Consider the following 17,436-nt stretch of genomic DNA (forward strand, 5'->3'; position numbering starts at 1 on the left):
TATTGCCATGGTCCGCTTTCAGCTCGTCATCGACTGCACCGACCCTGAGCTTCTCGCCCGTTTCTGGGCCGAGGCGCTGCACTATCGGCTTGAGCCGCCGCCCGCCAGCTTCGATGACTGGAACGACTACTGGCGCAGCGTCGGCGTGCCCGAAGACGAGCTCGGGGTTGGCTTCGACTCCATCGTCGATCCAGCCGGGGTTGGGCCGCGCATCTGGTTTCAGATCGTGCCCGAGAAGAAGTCGCTGAAGAACCGTCTGCACCTCGACGTTCGGGCGAGCGGCGGGCGCAGCACTCCGCTGCGTGAGCGCAAGCAGCTCATCGATGCCGAGGCCGCGCGCCTGTCCACGTTGGGCGCCACGGTCACCCGCGTGCTCGAGACGGAGGGACTCGACCACTACGCCATCGCGCTGCTCGACCCGGAGGGCAACGAGTTCGACATCAACTGAGCGGCATCATCGCCGAGAAAGCAGCGAGGTCACACGCAGCCGTCCCGAATGAATCCAGACGTCGGAGTACTCGATCGGGCGGTCGTCCGAAAGATAGGTGACCTGCTCGAGGTACTGAACGGGCGAACCCGTGGGCAGGTCAAGGTACTCGGCGACGCTGCCCTCGGCGGCGCGCGCACTGAACGTACGCCGCGCCGACGCGATCTTCAGACCGAACTGACCCTCAAGCGTGCCGAAAAGGCTGGCTTTCGAGAAGTCCACATCCACGATTCCCGGGGCGAGGTCTGCGCGGACGTAGTTGTAGAGCAACGCCACGGGACCCTCCGCAGCGCTGCGGCGTCGCACGAGCTTCAGTACCGAGCCGCCTCGTGCGACGTCGAGCAGTGCTGCGATGGGGCGCGGCGGATCGATGAGCGTTGCCTCGATCACCTCGGTCGTCGTCTCGATTCCCTGCTTGGCGAAGTCCTCGGTCAGCGTGCTCAGCTTCTGGGCAATCGCCGGCTCGATCGTCGTCGACGTCACGAACGTGCCGCGACCACGCACCTGCTTCAGCAGGCCCTCCTCGATCAACGTGGTCATCGCACGTCGAAGCGTTCCGCGGCTCACGCCGAGCTCTGACGCAAGCTCCGGTTCGCTCTTCAGGCGGTAGTTCGCCGGCCATTCCCCCGACGCGATCCGTGTGCGAAACCGATTTGAGATCTGCGAGTGAATCGCCACGGGCAGTTCGCGTTGGATCCCCGACCCGCGTGCGGCGGCGCTCTCCCCCACGGTTACTCCTCACTCTTCGGCTACTAACAAGTATCACCGCCTGCCCGGCAGAGTCGAAGCAGGCGGTGATACTCGCGGGTCAGTAGCTTGTTGTGTTCTCGTCGCCCGTGTCGCTGATGATCTCCATGCCGGCGCTCGTGCCGAGAAGAACCGCGCCCGCGTCGATGAGGCTCAGCGCCTGCTTGTACGCCTTAATCGAACCAGATGCCTTCACCTTGACGCCATCGCGTGCGCGCTCGGCGAGATAGCGGATGCTGGCGGGGTTCGCCGTTTCGATCTGACCGCTCGAGGCGTTCTTGAGGAAGGCAGCTCCGGCCTCCATCGCGAGCTCCACCGCTGTCTCCTTCTCGGCATCCGTAAGCAGAGGAAGCTCCAACATCACCTTGACGGGGATGCCGCTTGCCTGCACGACGCCGGCGATGTCATCGCGAAACGCGTCATACATTCCGCTCTTGAGCCACCCCACCTGCACACCGATGTCCAACTGCGTTGCACCCAGCTTGGCGATCGATTCCGCCTCTGCGGCCTTTCCCGCACTCGTCATCACGCCGACGGTCGGAAAGTCCAGTGCTGTCGCGAGCTGCACACCCGTGCCGGAGAGTTCTCCGGCGACTTCTCGAACCCACGACGCGGGAACCATCGCCGCGTTGAATCCGTGCTCGATCGCCTCGCGTGCGTGCGCGATCATCTCGTCTCGGGTAACGCCCGTTTCAATCTTCGTGTGTTGAATGTACGGCGCGAGTTCTGCCGGCGACAGGGTAGCTGTGCCCGTCGCAGTGGTGTCAGTCATATCGTTCTTTCTCTTCGTAATGGTCTTAAAGCTTCGAGGCGTAGTAGTCAGGCACGATGATTCCCTCGCCACCAAACCAGCGAGGAACGTCGACTCCGCAGTAGAGCCCGATGTTTCCCCATGGTTCAAAGGCACCCGTTCTCACGATCACTTTCGCCTGCTTGGCGAGCTCGCCGAGCATGTCCGCATGCGTGCGGGTCGTGAACTCGGCATCCGTGAACTGCTGCTGAAGCCACTCCTCGAGGTGTGGGCTGTTGGTCGTGACGTCTTCTGCGCGCACCACCCCTTCGACGATGAGTTCGTCAGAGATGAGGCTCAGCACGGTTCGGAGGTCAGGCAGATTCTCGGCAATGGCCAGGTCCACTCGATGCGTCGTGCGCGGAATCGGGAATCCCGCGTCAACGACCATCAGAAGATCGGTGTGTCCCAGCGTGGCCAAGGCGCCGCTCAGTTCCACATTGAGTATGCCGTTGCGTTTCATTTCGTTCCCTTCGTCGGAGTCGGCTCGCCTGCTGACGCGTTGGTGGCGAGCGCCATGATTGATTCCTCGGTCGCCTCGCGTGATTCCACGACGCCAGCCACCGTGCCTTCGCGCATCACGAGGATGCGGTCGGTCGCCGTCAGCAGTTCGGGCAGGTCGGACGACGAGCAGACGATGGCGACGCCCTTCTCTGCCAGTCCGAAGAGCTGTTCGTAGATCTCGACCTTCGCCCCGACATCGACGCCGCGCGTCGGCTCGTCGAGCAGGAGCACCTCCGGGTCGATGGACATCCACCGGGCCAAGAGCGCCTTCTGCTGGTTGCCTCCCGAGAGGTTCGTGATCGGGGTGTCGAGGCTCGCTGTCTTCACGCGCATCCGCTCGGCCAGCGTCTGAGCAGCGCGAGACAGAGTGCCCTTCTGAACCAGCCCAGCTTTCGAGTGCGTGCGGGTTTTGAGCACCCCGATGTTCTCGCCAACGGTCATTGTCGTCAAAAGGCCCTGAGCACGACGCTCTCCCGGCAGGAAGCCCAGCTTGTGCCCAACACTGGCAATGGGCGAGCGTGCATCGTACGGTGTGCCGCCCAACGAGACGCTGCCTGAGCGAGACTTCTCTGCACCGAAGATGTTCGCGAGCAGTTCGACGCGGCCAGAATCCGGCAGCCCGGCTATGCCGAGAATCTCGCCGGGGCGTACGTCGAACGACACGTCGTTGTGACGTCTGCCGCTCAGCTCGGTAACGGTGAGCGCGGGCGCGCTGCCCGCTGTCGATGGCGCTGTCCGCCCGTCAAAGTGGCCGAGTTCCCGGCCGACCATGGCAGAGACAACGTCGTCAGGCGTCACCTCGTCACGACGCCACGAGGCCACATGCTTGCCATCGCGCAAGACTTCGAGTCGGTCGCAGAGCTCAAAGATCTCCGGCATCCGGTGAGACACGTAAACCATCGTTGTGCCGTTCGCCTTGAGCTTCTTCATGAGGGTGAAGAGCCTGGATGCTTCAGCCGGCGTGAGCATTGCCGTCGGCTCATCCAGAATGAGCACGTTGCACCCGCGAGCGATGGAGCGCGCGACGACGACGAGCTGCTGAATGGCAAGGTCGAGCGTGCGAACGCTCGCACCCGGGTCGATGTCGAGGTCAAGCTCCGACAGCAGAGCTCGGGCCTGAGCATCCATCTGTCGCTGTGAGGGAAAGAGCCGCGATCCCGGCTCGATCCCCGCGAGAATGTTCTCTGCGACAGTGCGATCCTGCAGCAGCGACAGTTCTTGCGGCACGATGGCGATCGAATGCTTCGTCAGCACGGTGTTCGGATCAAAGCTCTGGATCTTCTGCCCCTTGACGATGACCTCGCCCGAGCTCGGCGGCTGAAGTCCGGCGAGGATCTTCAGCAGAGTCGATTTTCCCGCGCCGTTCTCGCCGACCAGACCCGTGACGTCACCCTCGACGATGTTGAAGCTGACGCTGTCGAGCGCTTTGACCGGACCGAAGTTGCGCGAGAGCTCTCGCATCTCGACGAGTGGGGTGGGGGACGGCATTAGTCCTCCACCGTGGCGTCGTCGAGATTGTCTTTGGTGATGATCTGCGCGCCTGTGTCTACGCCTTCAATGGCGGTGCCATTCTGCAGGAAGTCGTTGAGAACCTTGACGGCCTGGTAGCCCTGCTCAGTCGGGTTCTGGCTGATCGTGAACGTGACAACGCCTTCTTCGATATAGCCAGCAGTCGTCGAGAGCAGATCGAATCCAACCATCGAGATCTCACCGGCTTTACCCGACTGCGCGATCCACTTGGCAGCCGCCGTCGTCGAGCAGCAGTCAAGACCGGCGATTGCCACCACATCCTTCTGCCCCGCCATTGTCGATGCAACGGTGTTGTACGCTTCGCTGGGCTCATTGCCCACGTTCACCGGACCGACAACCTCGAGGTCGGTGTCTGCGAGTGCCTCTTCGAATCCACCGAAGCGGTCGTGCGACCACCCCGCGCCAGTGTCGAGCGAGAACACGACGACGTTGCCCGAGGGCTCGTCACCAAGGGTCTTCAGCAGTTCCTCTGCTTCTGAGGCACCCGACGCCTTGAGGTCCTGGCCGACAAATCCCATCTGATCTGAACCGGGATTGTCCGTGTTGAACGAAATGATGGGGATGCCTGCGTTGTACGCCTGCGAGATCACCGGCTTCAGAGCGTCGCTCGATGCCGACGAAACGGCAAGACCATCGACGGCCTGCTGCTGAATCAGAGTCTGGAGTTCAGATACCTGCTTTGCTGCGTCTCCACCGGTCGGCCCGATGAGGCTCGCATCGACGCCAAGCTCTTCTCCTGCCTTCTCCATTCCCGCCTTGATCGGGGTGGCGAATGCGAGCGAGGGATCGTGGTAGCTCAGCTTGATCCGCATCGGCTCACCGTCATCGATGCGCTCCTGAATGTAATCGGCAAGTTCGAAGCCTCCCTCGTCGTCACCGGAGTTCGCCGGTGTGATGGCACCGCAACCGGCCAGTACCATCGCGCTTACTGCCGCCACTGCGCCTGCAGCCAGCAAACGACGGGCTTTACTCTTCACAGACATCGGTTCTCCTTTGGTCCGAAAAAACGTGGATAGTGGTGATGCAAATGGGCCTGCTGTTTTAAGACCGGCGAGTTACGCCTTGGTTTTGCGGCGGCGTTGCCAGGTATCGGTGGCGACAGCGGCGATGATGACGAGGCCGGTGACGACCGTCTGCCAGAACGATGAGATGCCGTTGATGTTGAGGATGTTCTGCAGCAGACCGATGAACGCCACACCGATGATCGTTCCCCACATGGTTCCCGACCCTCCGAAGAGCGCGGCGCCACCGATGATGACGGCGGAGATGACGGTCAGCTCAAGGCCCGTGCCGGTCACGCCCTGCACGTATGAGAGGAACGACAGTCCGAGCACTCCCGCGGCGGCAGCGGTGAGCCCCGCGATGATGAATGCCGTGAGCTTGACGCCCTTCACCTCGATGCCGACGAGGCGGGCAGCTTCGGGGTTGCCGCCGACGGCGTACGTGTTGAACCCGAGGCGCGAACGCGACAGCAGCACCACACCGAGTGCGGCAATGACCGCGAAGACGACGAGCTGCATGGGGATCACGCCGAACAGGTTCCCCTGCCCGATCAAGTTGAATTCGGCCACGCCTGCCTGGCTCGCGCTCAGCGAGATTGGAGCGCCGTCAGAGATCAAAAGGGCGACGCCGCGGAACACGCTCAGGGTTCCCAGCGTGACGATGAAGCTTGGAACGCCGAGCATAACGACGGCAAGACCGTTGAGCAGACCGGCAACGGCGCCGACGGCAAGACCGATCACGACGGCAAGCGGCCAGGTGGTTCCACTCTCAATCGCGAGTCCCGTTGAGATGGCCGACAGCGCGTAAACGGACCCGACAGACAAGTCGATTTCGCCGTTGACGATCACGAATGTCGCGCCGATCGCCATGATTCCGATCTGGGAGATCTGCTGGCCGACCGAGAACAGGTTGCCCGCCTGCATGAAGCTCGGCGAGAGCACCGCACCGAGAATGAAGAGCAGCACGAGTGCCGCGAATACTCCCGCTTCGCGAGCGTGGAGCAGCTTCTTCGGGTCAAATGATGCGCGCCGTGGGGCTGTGGCTGTCGCTGAGGTCACTGAGACACTCCGATCGTGGAATTCAAGTCATGTTGTGTAGGGAGGGCCGGAACGACACCGCTCGTGGCGACCGTGTAGGCGCCCGCTTTTGCCGCAAACTGGGCGGCTTCGCGAAGCGAGCTTCCGCCGGCGAGCGACACAACGAGTGCTGCATTGAATGAGTCGCCCGCTCCGGTCGTGTCGACGACCTGCGTCGCGAGAATAGGGTCGATGTGCCCGACCTCGCCGTTCTCTACGGTGATCGCACCGTCCGATCCGCGCGTCAAGACGACAGCGCCGTCCACCCGCTCGGCAATCAGCCGCGCGAGTCCCTCGTCGTCGCCGGGCGCGCGATCGAGATCGAGGATGATGCGGGCCTCTGTCTGGTTGGGGGTGATGATGTCAACGGTGGCCAAAAGTTCGGCGTTCAGAGGTCGAGCCGGCGCCGGGTTGAGCACCGTGCGAATGCCCTCTTCCCGACCGATGCGCAGCGCCGCCGCCACGGCCGACAGCGGAATCTCCATCGAGACGAGAACGATGTCAGACGCCGCGATCTCGCCGCGGAATGATTCGACGTGGCTCGCATCGAGAAGGTCGAGCGCGCCGGGAGCGATGGCGATGCGGTTCTCGCCCGAGGGCTCCACCATGATGAAGCCCGCCATTGTGGGGGCGTCGTCAGAGATCAGGATGCCCGAGGCATCGACTCCCTCTTTTTCCCACAGCTCACGAGCGGCACGGCCGTAATCGTCGGTGCCGATTGCCGTCAGCAAAGACACGTCGGCACCGAGCCGTGCTGCGCCGATCGCCTGGTTCGAACCTTTGCCACCCGGGCCTTCTTCGAAGGCGTCACCGGTCAGAGTCTCGCCCGCTCCCGGCATCCTCGGCACTCGCATGGTGAGGCCGACGCCATAACTTCCGATTACTGCAATCTTCATCGATCTGTACCAATTTGTATGTGGACAACTATGTACATGAGAGTATGCAAGGGCCGCGGGGGAAAGTCAATTTTGGGTGAAAGGCAGGCCACAGTCTCACTGATGACGTGCAGGATCGGCGGCCTACTGCACAGAGCACAGGGCCCGTGCCGCATGACGCGGCACGGGCCCTGTGTCACCCGCAGCGTCGGCCCTTCCGAACAGACGCGTTGGGCGCTTTCCCGAATCTGCTCAGGCGGAGAGCGTGTCGACGCCGAGGGAGAAGTCCAGATTTCCCACCCCGTTGTTGGCGAGTGCCACCGAGAGCAGGCCTGCTCCCTCCAGCCAGTGCGCCATCTTCAAGCCACCGGCGTCCAACGGCTGCAGCCCGAGGCTCGTGATGAACGTCTCAACACGCGCCTTGGCCTGCGCATCGTCGCCCGCGATGAAGACAGCAGGGCTCCCCTTCTCCAGAACATGACGGAAGATGGTGTTGAAGCCCTTCATCACACTGGCGCTGGCTGGCACCACCTTCGCGACTTCCTGCGCGATCGAGGTCTCTTCGCTGTGATCGAGCCCGTCGAATGTCGCGTTGAAGGGATTGCTGATGTCGACGATCGCCTTGCCCGCGAGAGACTCTCCGAACTGGGAGGCCGCCGGAACGACCCCGTCGGCCAACAGAGCCAGGATGACGATGTCGCCGACCGGGGCTGTCCCCCACTCTCCGGTCGTTGCTCCCTCGCCGAGACTCTCGGCGAGGGCAACGGCCTTCGACGTGTCGCGGGCGAGGATCTCAACCGTGTTACCGCCGGCGAGCGCCCGCGCGCCGAGCGTACGGGACATGTTTCCCGCACCGATGATGCTGATGCTACTCATGATGTTTCCTGCTTTCGTTGTGTGGATTGTGGTCTATATCGCGGTGGTGCCACCGTCGGCGACGAGCTCCATCCCGTTGATGTAGCTGGAGTCGTCGGAGGCGAGGAACAGGGCCGTTGTGGCCATCTCATCGGGGCGACCCATCTGGCCTCGGGGAATGAGCGACTCGAACTGACGCATTGTCTCCTCGTCGAAGAGCTCTTCCTGCTTGGCCGTGGCGACCTGGCCTGGGGTTAGGACGTTGACGCGAATGCGACGGTCCTTGAGCTCATTGAGCCAGACGCGTGCCCAGGCCTGCTGCACGGCCTTGCTTCCGGCGTAGACACTCCAACCGGGGAATGCCCCGAGGGAGGCGTTGGACCCGGTCATCAAAATGGAACCGCCGTCGTTGAAGAGCGGAAGCGCCTTTTGAACGGTGAACATGGTGCCGCGGGCGTTGAGCCCGAAGGCGGCGTCGAACTGGGCTTCTGTCACCTCGCCGAGCATGCCGGGTTCACCCACGCCAGCGCTTGCCCACAGCACGTCGATGCTGCCCTTCTCGCTCTTGACGGTCTCGTACAGTCGGTCAAGGTCGTCAAGGTTCGCGGCGTCGCCTTGCACGCCCGTGACGTTGCGGCCGATGTGCTGCACAGCCTCATCCAGCGCATCCTGGCGGCGGCCGGTGATGAAGACGTATGCACCCTCATCGACGAACAGCTTTGCGCCAGCCAGGCCCATGCCGGTTGTTCCGCCCGTGACGACCACTACCTTGCCGTCAAGCTTTCCCATCGTTGCTCCTTCGGGTTGTGGTGCGATGCGCACCAGGGGATGCCGATGCTAAGTACACCGATCTGTGTGGATAACATACACGGCGCGTTGCCCTCGCGCAACTATGTACACCGAACGTTACCTTTTCGGGGTATGATGGTGCCATGACGGAGTTAGAGAAGGGCCCAACGGGCCGCCGCCGCGGCCGGGGCGCCCGCGAGCGCATCCTCAGCGCGTCCCAGCAGCTCTTCCGCGATCAGGGCATCAATCAGACCGGTATGGATCAGCTGTGTGCGGCGGCCCAGGTCTCCAAGCGCACGGCATACCAGCACTTCGCAGGCAAAGACGAGCTGATCGCCGAGTACCTGCAGCAGGTCGACCCCACAGTGATGTCGAGCATTTTTGACAGCCCAGACCTCAGCCCGCGCGAGAAGCTCCTCGCGGTGTTCGACATGCGTCCCACCAACCCGATGTGCCCGTACATCTCGGCGGCTGTCGAGCTGCACGATCCCGAGCACCCGGCGTCGCAATACGCCAGCGAGTACAAGAAGGCGGTCGCCGCGAAGCTCGCGAACGCCGCACGTGAAGCTGGCGCAGCAGACCCTGAGCAGCTCGGCGAGCAACTCGCACTGCTGCTCGATGGCGCCGCGGCACGCACGCGAGTTCTCAACGCCAACGCCTTCCCCACTGCAGCGGCCATCGCCGTCACGCTCATCGACAGCGCGATCGCCGCTGCGTCACGCGACCACGGGCACCGGGAGACCGTCTCGCGCTGACCGAGCATCACGACAACGCCCTAGCCGGTCGTGCCGCGTGTCAACGGGCGATCGCTCCCACAATCTCTTCGACAAAGCGTTGAACGGCGACGCTTCCCGGGTCTGCCTGACCGACTGAGCGCTCCTGCTGCCACGCGGCACGGCCCCGCTTCGACTGAAGCCGCGTGGTCGACTCCACTGTCGATCGCGCCACGGCGGCGACCTCGCTGAGCGGCACGCGGGCTTCGACGGCGCCCGCAACGGCGTCGAGCACGTCGAGGAGAGTCTTGTCTCCGACCTCGGCTCCGCCGCGCTCGGCAATGCGATCGACCACAGCGCGCAGCAGCGGCGCCACGCGGTCGCTCGTCAGATCCGCGTCGGGAGCAAACGTCTCGGCAGCGCCGATCAAGCCGCTGCCGACAAGCGCCGCGAACGTCGATGGGTTCGCCGCGGAGAACGCGAGCCCCGTCGTGGTCAGGATGCTTCGAGCGTCCGCGTCTTCGGGCAGGTCCGAAAGGGCAGCGACGACGGCGGCGCTTCCCGCCGACACGGTGATTCCCAGGTCGCCGTCTCCCAGAGCCGCATCGAGGTCGCGCAGCTCGTCCGTGTGCGCCGCCATGTTCGGCAACGCGGCGAGCAGCGCGTCACGCAGCGCACTTCGCGTTCCGGTGCGCCCGACGTCGACAGCGCTTGAGCTCGCAGCATCCGTGTCGCTTTCCGTTGGCGCAACGTCGATGTCGGAGACCTCTCCCTGCTTGAAGAACGGCGACGCGGCGGGGTCGCCCAGCAGCTCTTTGAGCTCGCCGTCGAGCTGCATGATGGAGAGAGACGCCCCGGCCATCTCGAGGCTCGTGACATACTCGCCGATCAGCCGGTAGGCGATGGTCACGCCACGCTCGGCGAGAACTCGGTGAACCCGGCGGTACACGACGTAGAGCTCCTCGAGCGGAGTCGACCCCAGGCCGTTCACCAGCACGGCAACGCACGTGCCGTCTGTGAGATCAAGCTCGGTGCCAAGCCGCTCGAGAAAGCGGTCGGTGATCTGGTCGGCGGCCTCGAGCGGGCCGCGGTGTGTGCCCTTCTCCCCGTGGATTCCGACGCCGATCTCCATGTCGCCCTCGTCAAGCGAGAACGTCTCTTCGCCCGCGGCGGGCAGCACCGTCGGAGACAGGCCGACCCCCATCGTGCGCGTTGCCGCTGCCGCCTTGCTGGCGACACGCTCGACATCGTCGAGCGACCAGAGGCGGTCGGCCGCGGCACCCGCCGCTTTGTAGACGAGCACGAGCCCGGCGACGCCGCGCCGCGTGGGCTCTTTGCCCGCAGGCGCCGACTCGATGTCGTCCGTGCCCAGCACCGTGCGCACGTCGATGCCTTCGGATCGGCAGAGGTCGGCCGCCATGTCGAAGTTGTACACGTCTCCGCCGTAGTTGCCGTAGAGATAGAGCAGCCCGGCCCCCGACGAGACAGCGACGGATGCTGCGTGAATCTGCGCAGACGACGGCGACGAGAAAACATTGCCGACGGCGACGGCCGAGCACAGCCCTTTACCGACGTACCCGAGGAAGAACGGCAAGTGCCCTGAGCCGCCGCCGGTGACGATTGCCACCCGACCCTCTGCGGGAGCATCCGCTCGAACCAGAGCTCGCCTGTCGCGTGTCGCAGACCTCAGCTGGGTGCCGTGCGCGAGGAGTATTCCGTCGAGAACCTCGTCGACGAAGCCGTCTGCCGTATTGATGATCTTTCGCATGTCACCCTCCGTCGTAGTCGCGCTTCAGCACGGGCTGCACGTCGCCGTTGTCGATGAGCGCAGTGTCGTCGGCGAACAGGCTACCGCCGCCCCGCAGGTCTTTGACGATGTCCCAGTGAATTGTCGACTCGTTGAGTCCGCCGCACTGTGGGTACGAGCGGCCGAGAGCGATATGCACGGTGCCGAGAATCTTCTCGTCAAGCAGCAGATCACCCGTCATCGTCGTCATTGCCGGGTTGGTTCCGATTCCCAGTTCGCCAACGGTGCGCGCTCCCGGAGTCTCCAGAATGCGCGAAACGAACTCACCGCCCTCGCGTGCACGTGCATCGGTGACGACCCCGCGCTCAAACGTGAGGTCGAGATCGGTGATGCGAGCACCGCCGAACCAGAACGTTCCCGGAAACCGGATGCTGCCCTCGACACCGTCTTCGCGCGGCGCTGTCGCGATCTCGCCGTCAGGCAGATTGGCGTCCCCAGCGAAGGGCACCCAGGTTCGACCCGTGCAGTTGAGCGTCAGGTCGGTGTCGGCATCCTGAATTCGCACAATCGATGTCTCGTCGAGCTGCGCGCACAGCGTCTCGAGTGAACGCTTGTGCGCCGACCACTTCGCGAGCGTCGATGCGAAGAATTCGGCCATGAGATCGGCGTAGCTCACGTTGATGAGCTCGGCCCATTCCGGGCTGGGCACTCGAACGAGCGTCCATCGGGTGTTCTGCCAGCGTGCCGTCGACACGGTGCCCTTGCCCGCGCGCTGCAGGCTGAGGCGACGCTCGTCGATGGTGTCGGGCGGCGCGATCATGCCGCGAAAAGAGACGTGAACGTCCGCCCAGTTCATCGAGGCGAGCTCCATGGGCCCCGGGGCTCCGAGCACGGCGTCTGAGGCGAAGTCGAGAGCGTACCTGTCGTACGTCTCGTCTGTGAGCTGCACCTGCGGGAGCCCACCACGGCGATATACCTCGCGAACGAAGGCGTCTGCCGCCTCGACGACGGCGGGCGACGTGATGAAGATGCTGACGCGACTCCCCTCGGTCACCTCGTTGACGTTGGCAAGATGCGCAGCCAGTTCGGGCCACCTGCTCATTCGGGCTTCTCCTCTGTCGTGAGTCGAGCGCGGCTGAGCGCGCGGTAGGTCGAAAGAAATTCGTCGTGAGCTCGGCGCAGCGTCTCGACGGCCGGGTCGCCACTCGACCGCGGCGTGATCGTGGAGTCGATGGACACCCAGTTTTCGCGAACCTCGGCCTTTGTCGTGACGGCAAGGCCGAGCGCGGCGAGAATGACGTCGCCGTAGGCGGCACCGATGGTCGCAGCGCAGTTCTGCTCGAACCCGAGAAGGTCGCTCACGGTCTGCACGAGTACGTCGTTCTTCGTGCCGCCACCGATCGCCATGACCCGCGTCGGCTCCATGCCGATCTCGGCGTAGGCGCCGACCGCCGAGACGACGGAGTGCGCAACCCCCTCGACGACGGCGCGGGCCAGCTCGGCCCTCCCCGTTGTGAGAGAGAGACCCGTGAACACGCCGCGAGCATCGGGATCGTGAAACGGCGTGCGTTCGCCGCTGAAGTGCGGAATGTGCACGACGCCGCCAGCCCCCGGGCGCGCGTCGTGCACAAGCTGCATGAGCGACGAGAACAGGGCGTCGTCGCCCTCCCCTGTGTCCAGCCCCAGCATGTCGGCCGCCCACCGCGTTGCCGTTCCCGCCGTCGACGTTCCAGCGGCGAGAACGTAGCTGCCGGGGAAGGCGAATGGCGCCGACCACAGAACGGCGTCGGCGACCGGCTCAGACACCACTCGAATCATGTACCCGCTCGACCCGTACATGAGCATGAGGTCGCCGTCGTCCATGACGGATGCTCCGACGGCCTCGGCCACGGCATCCGTTGTTCCCGTCAGCACCGGCGTTCCCTCGGGGATGCCGGTCTCGGCGGCGCTTGCCGCGGTCACCGTTCCCGCCACATCGCTCGACCAGCGAATCGCGGGCAGCTGATCGGGGGTCACGATGTCGTCGAAGCCGGTGAGGTCCCAGCATCCGCCTGCCAGATCGTAGAACGGGTGGTAATACCCGGCAGTCGCATGATCGATCACGACCTCGCCGGTGAGTGTGGCCACGAGAAAACTCTGACTCGTCATGTACCACCGCGCTGCCTCGGCGATCGCGGGCTCGTTCTCGACGATCCACGCGACCTTCGGCCCGGCCGATTGGCTTGTGAGGGTGTTGCCCGAGCGGCGAAAGATCTCGTCGCGACCGATGCGACGCTCGAAGTCGGCGATCTGTTCGTCCGCCCGCGTGTCGACCCCGTAGAGAATAGCGGGCCGCAGAGGGTTGAGCTCGGCGTCGACCGGCAGCACGCAGGGTCCGATGGCGCTGCACGCTACAGCCAGAATCTCATCGCCCGTGCTCATGGTGCTGACGAGCTCGCGCGACACACTCGCGAAGTCGTTCCACCAGATGTCGATGGCATCGTGCTCGACGTGGCCCGGCTGCGGCGTGCTGATGCCGTGACGCGAGCGAGCTGTCGCGTGAACGACGCCGTTTGTGTCGACGAGCACCCCTTTGGTCTCGTACGTGCCGATGTCAACGCCAAGCAGCAGTGCCGTCACGGCGACCCCACCTTGTCTGCGCTCTCGTCTGCGTCATCGCCCACGTTCGACATCGAGGCGATGTTGCGCGTCTGGGTCGAGGCGACGTACCGCGTTCGTCGCCGGAACCTGAGCTGGTCGAAGACCATGACGCCGATCAGAATCACGCCCTGGGCAATGGAGTACTCGTATGACGACAGCCGAATCGCGTTGAACCCGGACTGCACGACCTGCAGCACGAGCGTTGCAAGCACAACGCCCGTCACGGTTGCGAACCCGCCCATGGGGTTGGTTCCTCCGAGCACCGCGATCACGATGACGAGCAGCACGTACGACGTTCCGTAGTCCGCGCTCGCTGTTGGATTGCGGGTGACGAACAGCACGCCGGCGAGCCCGCCGAGAAGCCCGGTCGTGAGGTAGGTGCCGTACAGCACGGAGGCGCTGCGGATGCCTGAGAAGCGCGCCGCAGCGGGGTTCGCTCCCTGCAGCTGCGTCTTGCGCCCGAACGGCGTGCGGTTCACCAGAAGCCCGATGACGATCGCGACGACGATGAATAGCAGAAACAGCACGGGGATGCCGGCGACCGTCGCCTTGCCAACGCCGGACAGCGCCTGCGGGGCGCCGTAGAGAGTCTTGCCTCCCGTCCACACGATGGCGATGCCATTGAAGATCTGCATCGTTGCAAGGGTGGCAAGGATCGGCGTGATTCCCACGGTGCTGATCAGAAAGGCATTGATGAGGCCGCCCAGAACGCCGACGGCGATGCCGACGAGAACGATCAGGCCGCCGAGCGACTCGGCGAGTGCCGGATCGTTTGCGACTACCCCCGTGTACAACGTGCTGATCGTGATGGCCGTGAGGTTGGCAATCGACACGAGCGAGAGGTCGATTCCCCCTGTCAGCATCGCGAGCGTCATGGCGATGGCGAGAATTCCGATCTCGGGCGCCGACACCATGATGTTCTGCAGGTTGAGCGGGTTCATGAACACCCGCGGGTTCATTATGGCGAACAGCGCGAATGCGATGACGAGCAGCACGAGCATCCGGCCGATTCCGCGGTCGACGTGGATGTGCGAGATCCACGTGCGCACCGTGTTGTCGACGCGCGTGTTGAGTTGCGCCGCTGTGGATTGCTGAGTTCGAATAGGCATCGTCTACGCCTCCACTGTGTCGAGTACGAACGTTCGTCGTGACGCGCGTCGTGCCGAGAGCGCCTGAATTCCCACACCGACGACAAGCAGAAGGCCAACGGCCGCGCGCTGCCAGGCGGTGGGCACGCCCATGAGAAGCAGACTGTTGTTGATCAGCTGCACAAGCACAACGCCGAGCACGGTTCCGAGAACCGAGCCGCGGCCGCCGAAGATGGATGCTCCGCCCAGCACGACAGCGGCAATCACATCGAGCTCGGTGCCGACGATGTCTTGCGGGTTGGCGTTGCGGTTCAAGATCACGTGGATCAGCCCGCCGATCGCCGCGATCGCGCCGACGAGCATGTAGAGGACGATCTGGAATCGCACGACGGGAAAGCCGGCGCGACGGGCTGCCTCGGTGTCGCCGCCGATGGCGTAGATTCCGCGGCCGAACATCGTTCTGCGCAGCATCCATGCGACAAGAAGCACGAGCACGGCGACGGGCACGATCAGAAGCGGAAGATAGGAGCGGCTGCTCTCGATGGCGATGAGGTTCGCCGTCGAGAGGCTTGCCATGCTGTCGGGCAGCTGCGCAATGTAGCGTGAGCCGACGTAGACGAGAAGGATGCCGCGGAAGATTCCCTGGGTGGCCAGGGTGACGATCAGCGTCGGCAATCGAAACCGGGCGATGACGGCGCCGTTGACGAGGCCGAGCATGGCACCGATGACGCACGCGATGATCAGCACGCCGATGATTCCCGGGTCGAACTGCCCCTGGTGGGCAAAATGCACAGTCGTGTACGCGGCGAAGATGGCGATCGCGGCGAACGAGACGTCGATGCCTCCCGAGATGATCACCAGCAGCACCGCGATGGCGAGAACGCCCGGCACGAGCGCAGAACGCATAATCGAGAAGAGCGTGTGCACGGTGAAGAACGACGGGCTCATGAGACTCATCACAATGACGAGCACAACGATGATGATCGCGAGCACGCCCTCGTTGTTCGCGCCGCTCAATCGTGACGCGAGTGTTTTCATGCGGTTTCCGAGTGTCACGCGGCCATCACCTCCTGAATGCGCTGGGCGTCGATCTGTTCACTGTCGAACTCGGCGACGATCGAGCCCCGGCGAACGATGATGACGCGGTTGCAGATCGAGACAAGCTCGGGCACGTCGTCAGAGATCATGATCACTCCCATACCGTCGCGGGCGGCCTCACGAAGGATCGCGAGAATCTCGTTCTTCGACCCGACATCGACGCCGACGGTGGGCCCGTTGAGAATGAGGATCTTTGGTTTCGTTGCAAGCCACTTGGCAAGCACAACGCGTTGCGCGTTGCCTCCGGAGAGCGAACGAACAGGAGCGGCGACACTGGGCGCCTTGATTTTCAACCTCGTGAACAGCGTCGAGATCGTCTGGGCGATGCGCTTCTGGCTGAGAACGACCTTTCCCCGAGCATGGGTGCCAAGCGAGCTCGCAATGATGTTGTCGGCAATGGACTTCTCGAGAAACAGCCCCTGCGTCAGCCGGTCTTCGGGCACATAGCCGATCCCCGCCGAGATAGATGATCGGATGCTGCCAAGACGCAGCGCCTGGCCGTTGATCGTCACCGTCCCCGAGTCGGGTTTCAACAGTCCGAAGAGTGCTTCGACGATCTCGCCGCGACCCGATCCGAGAAGACCCGTGATGCCGAGAATCTCCCCCGGGGCAAGGTCGAACGAGACGTCGTTGAATGCGCCGGGCAGATCGAGCCGCGACACGTCGAGCAGAGGGGCGCCCGGTTCGCCGAGAGGGTTCACCAGCCGTGTGGTGTCGACATCTCGACCCGTCATGGCCACCGTCAGCGACTGCACGCTGTACTCGCGGGCATCTCCACTCGCAACCATGCGCCCGTTGCGCAGTACGGTGATGTCCTGAGACACCTCGAGCACCTCGTCGAGCTTGTGGCTGACGAACACAATGGCGACGCCACGCTCCTGCAGCGTGCGCACGAGAGCGAAGAGCCGCTCCACCTCAGAATGCGTCAGCGCGGTTGTCGGCTCGTCCATGAAGAGAATTCGAGCGTCCTGCACGAGAGCGCGGCAGATCGCTGTGAGCTGGCGGTCGGCAACGGAGAGCGTCTCAACGTCGGCGTCCAAGTTGAGAATGAGCCCCAGCTCATCGACGATGCGCTGGGCATCGGGGCGGCTGCGGGCGCGATTGAACAGCTTCTTCTGCGACGCGATCGCTGCCGGAATAACGATGTTCTCTGCGACGGTGAGGTTGGGAAACAGCGAGAAATCTTGGTAGATCACCTGAATGCCCGCACGCAACGCGCGGGCGGGAGTGATGCGGTTGATCGACTCGCCGTCGATCAAGATTTCCCCACCGTCCGGAGCCTCAACACCGCTGATGATCTTGATGAGCGTTGACTTGCCGCTGCCGTTCTCGCCGGCGAGGCAGTGCACGCGCCCGGGCAGAAGTGACATTGACACCCCGTCGAGCGCCGTCACCCCGCCGAATACTTTGACGATGTCGCGCACCTCGAGTACGGGCGCGTCAGTGCGTTCGGCCATTGTTGTCCTTTCGGCGGTGGGGCTTCCTTGGAGCCCCA

The 17,436-nt window shown here is 63.9% G+C and carries 17 protein-coding genes; 2 read left to right on the plus strand and 15 right to left on the minus strand.

Annotated elements, in window-relative coordinates:
- Positions 1-7 precede the first annotated feature (7 nt).
- Positions 8-448 (plus strand): VOC family protein, encoded by a 441-nt coding sequence (locus tag HCR84_RS16010; RefSeq protein ID WP_166979382.1) that lies wholly within the window; start codon positions 8-10, stop codon positions 446-448.
- A 6-nt stretch (positions 449-454) separates the two neighbouring features.
- On the opposite strand, the gene HCR84_RS16015 is transcribed toward HCR84_RS16010, so the two are convergent.
- From HCR84_RS16015 to HCR84_RS16055, 9 genes are all read right to left on the minus strand, one after another.
- A complete protein-coding gene (locus HCR84_RS16015; RefSeq protein ID WP_244972515.1) occupies positions 455-1,216 on the minus strand; it encodes a GntR family transcriptional regulator in 762 nt (253 codons plus the stop codon).
- Between the two features lie 79 nt (positions 1,217-1,295).
- Positions 1,296-2,006, minus strand: a complete 711-nt coding sequence (deoC, locus tag HCR84_RS16020) for a deoxyribose-phosphate aldolase (RefSeq protein ID WP_166979380.1) — start codon at positions 2,004-2,006, stop codon at positions 1,296-1,298.
- Positions 2,007-2,031: 25 nt separating this feature from the next.
- Positions 2,032-2,487 carry a D-ribose pyranase gene (rbsD, locus tag HCR84_RS16025; protein ID WP_166979379.1) on the minus strand — a complete coding sequence of 152 codons (456 nt, stop codon included), beginning with the start codon at positions 2,485-2,487 and terminating at the stop codon, positions 2,032-2,034.
- Positions 2,484-4,016 carry a sugar ABC transporter ATP-binding protein gene (locus HCR84_RS16030; RefSeq protein ID WP_166979377.1) on the minus strand — a complete coding sequence of 511 codons (1,533 nt, stop codon included), beginning with the start codon at positions 4,014-4,016 and terminating at the stop codon, positions 2,484-2,486. Before HCR84_RS16030 ends, rbsD begins: the two co-directional genes overlap by 4 nt.
- Positions 4,016-5,041 carry a sugar ABC transporter substrate-binding protein gene (locus HCR84_RS16035; protein ID WP_166979376.1) on the minus strand — a complete coding sequence of 342 codons (1,026 nt, stop codon included), beginning with the start codon at positions 5,039-5,041 and terminating at the stop codon, positions 4,016-4,018. The genes HCR84_RS16030 and HCR84_RS16035 overlap by 1 nt, the downstream gene beginning before the upstream one ends.
- Before the next feature lie 72 nt (positions 5,042-5,113).
- A complete protein-coding gene (locus HCR84_RS16040; protein WP_166979375.1) occupies positions 5,114-6,118 on the minus strand; it encodes an ABC transporter permease in 1,005 nt (334 codons plus the stop codon).
- Positions 6,115-7,032, minus strand: coding sequence for a ribokinase (locus tag HCR84_RS16045; RefSeq protein WP_166979373.1), 918 nt, complete (start codon positions 7,030-7,032; stop codon positions 6,115-6,117). The genes HCR84_RS16040 and HCR84_RS16045 overlap by 4 nt, the downstream gene beginning before the upstream one ends.
- Before the next feature lie 231 nt (positions 7,033-7,263).
- Positions 7,264-7,887, minus strand: a complete 624-nt coding sequence (locus HCR84_RS16050; protein ID WP_166979371.1) for an NADPH-dependent F420 reductase — start codon at positions 7,885-7,887, stop codon at positions 7,264-7,266.
- Positions 7,888-7,920: 33 nt separating this feature from the next.
- Positions 7,921-8,655, minus strand: coding sequence for an SDR family NAD(P)-dependent oxidoreductase (locus tag HCR84_RS16055; RefSeq protein WP_166979369.1), 735 nt, complete (start codon positions 8,653-8,655; stop codon positions 7,921-7,923).
- A 143-nt stretch (positions 8,656-8,798) separates the two neighbouring features.
- On the opposite strand from HCR84_RS16055, the gene HCR84_RS16060 reads away from it, so the two are divergent.
- Positions 8,799-9,410, plus strand: a complete 612-nt coding sequence (locus HCR84_RS16060; RefSeq protein ID WP_166979367.1) for a TetR/AcrR family transcriptional regulator — start codon at positions 8,799-8,801, stop codon at positions 9,408-9,410.
- 40 nt (positions 9,411-9,450) lie between these two features.
- On the opposite strand, the gene HCR84_RS16065 is transcribed toward HCR84_RS16060, so the two are convergent.
- Genes HCR84_RS16065 through HCR84_RS16090 form a run of 6 tightly spaced genes read right to left on the minus strand, consistent with a single transcriptional unit; the run spans position 9,451 to position 17,398 of the window.
- A complete protein-coding gene (locus HCR84_RS16065) occupies positions 9,451-11,136 on the minus strand; it encodes a dihydroxyacetone kinase family protein (RefSeq protein WP_166979365.1) in 1,686 nt (561 codons plus the stop codon).
- Position 11,137: 1 nt separating this feature from the next.
- Complete coding sequence (locus tag HCR84_RS16070) at positions 11,138-12,217, minus strand: aminopeptidase (RefSeq protein WP_166979363.1); 1,080 nt, start codon at positions 12,215-12,217, stop codon at positions 11,138-11,140.
- Positions 12,214-13,734 carry an FGGY-family carbohydrate kinase gene (locus HCR84_RS16075; protein ID WP_166979361.1) on the minus strand — a complete coding sequence of 507 codons (1,521 nt, stop codon included), beginning with the start codon at positions 13,732-13,734 and terminating at the stop codon, positions 12,214-12,216. The genes HCR84_RS16070 and HCR84_RS16075 overlap by 4 nt, the downstream gene beginning before the upstream one ends.
- Positions 13,731-14,864: an ABC transporter permease gene (locus tag HCR84_RS16080; protein ID WP_244972516.1), complete on the minus strand. Its 1,134-nt coding sequence runs from the start codon at positions 14,862-14,864 to the stop codon at positions 13,731-13,733. The genes HCR84_RS16075 and HCR84_RS16080 overlap by 4 nt, the downstream gene beginning before the upstream one ends.
- A gap of 3 nt (positions 14,865-14,867) precedes the next feature.
- Positions 14,868-15,899, minus strand: coding sequence for an ABC transporter permease (locus tag HCR84_RS16085; protein ID WP_235940740.1), 1,032 nt, complete (start codon positions 15,897-15,899; stop codon positions 14,868-14,870).
- The gene (locus tag HCR84_RS16090; protein ID WP_166979359.1) at positions 15,896-17,398 is read right to left on the minus strand and encodes a sugar ABC transporter ATP-binding protein; all 1,503 of its coding nucleotides are present in this window, start codon (positions 17,396-17,398) and stop codon (positions 15,896-15,898) included. The genes HCR84_RS16085 and HCR84_RS16090 overlap by 4 nt, the downstream gene beginning before the upstream one ends.
- Positions 17,399-17,436 lie beyond the last annotated feature (38 nt).

It is taken from the genome of Paramicrobacterium fandaimingii (assembly GCF_011751745.2).
GTDB lineage: Bacteria > Actinomycetota > Actinomycetes > Actinomycetales > Microbacteriaceae > Paramicrobacterium > Paramicrobacterium fandaimingii.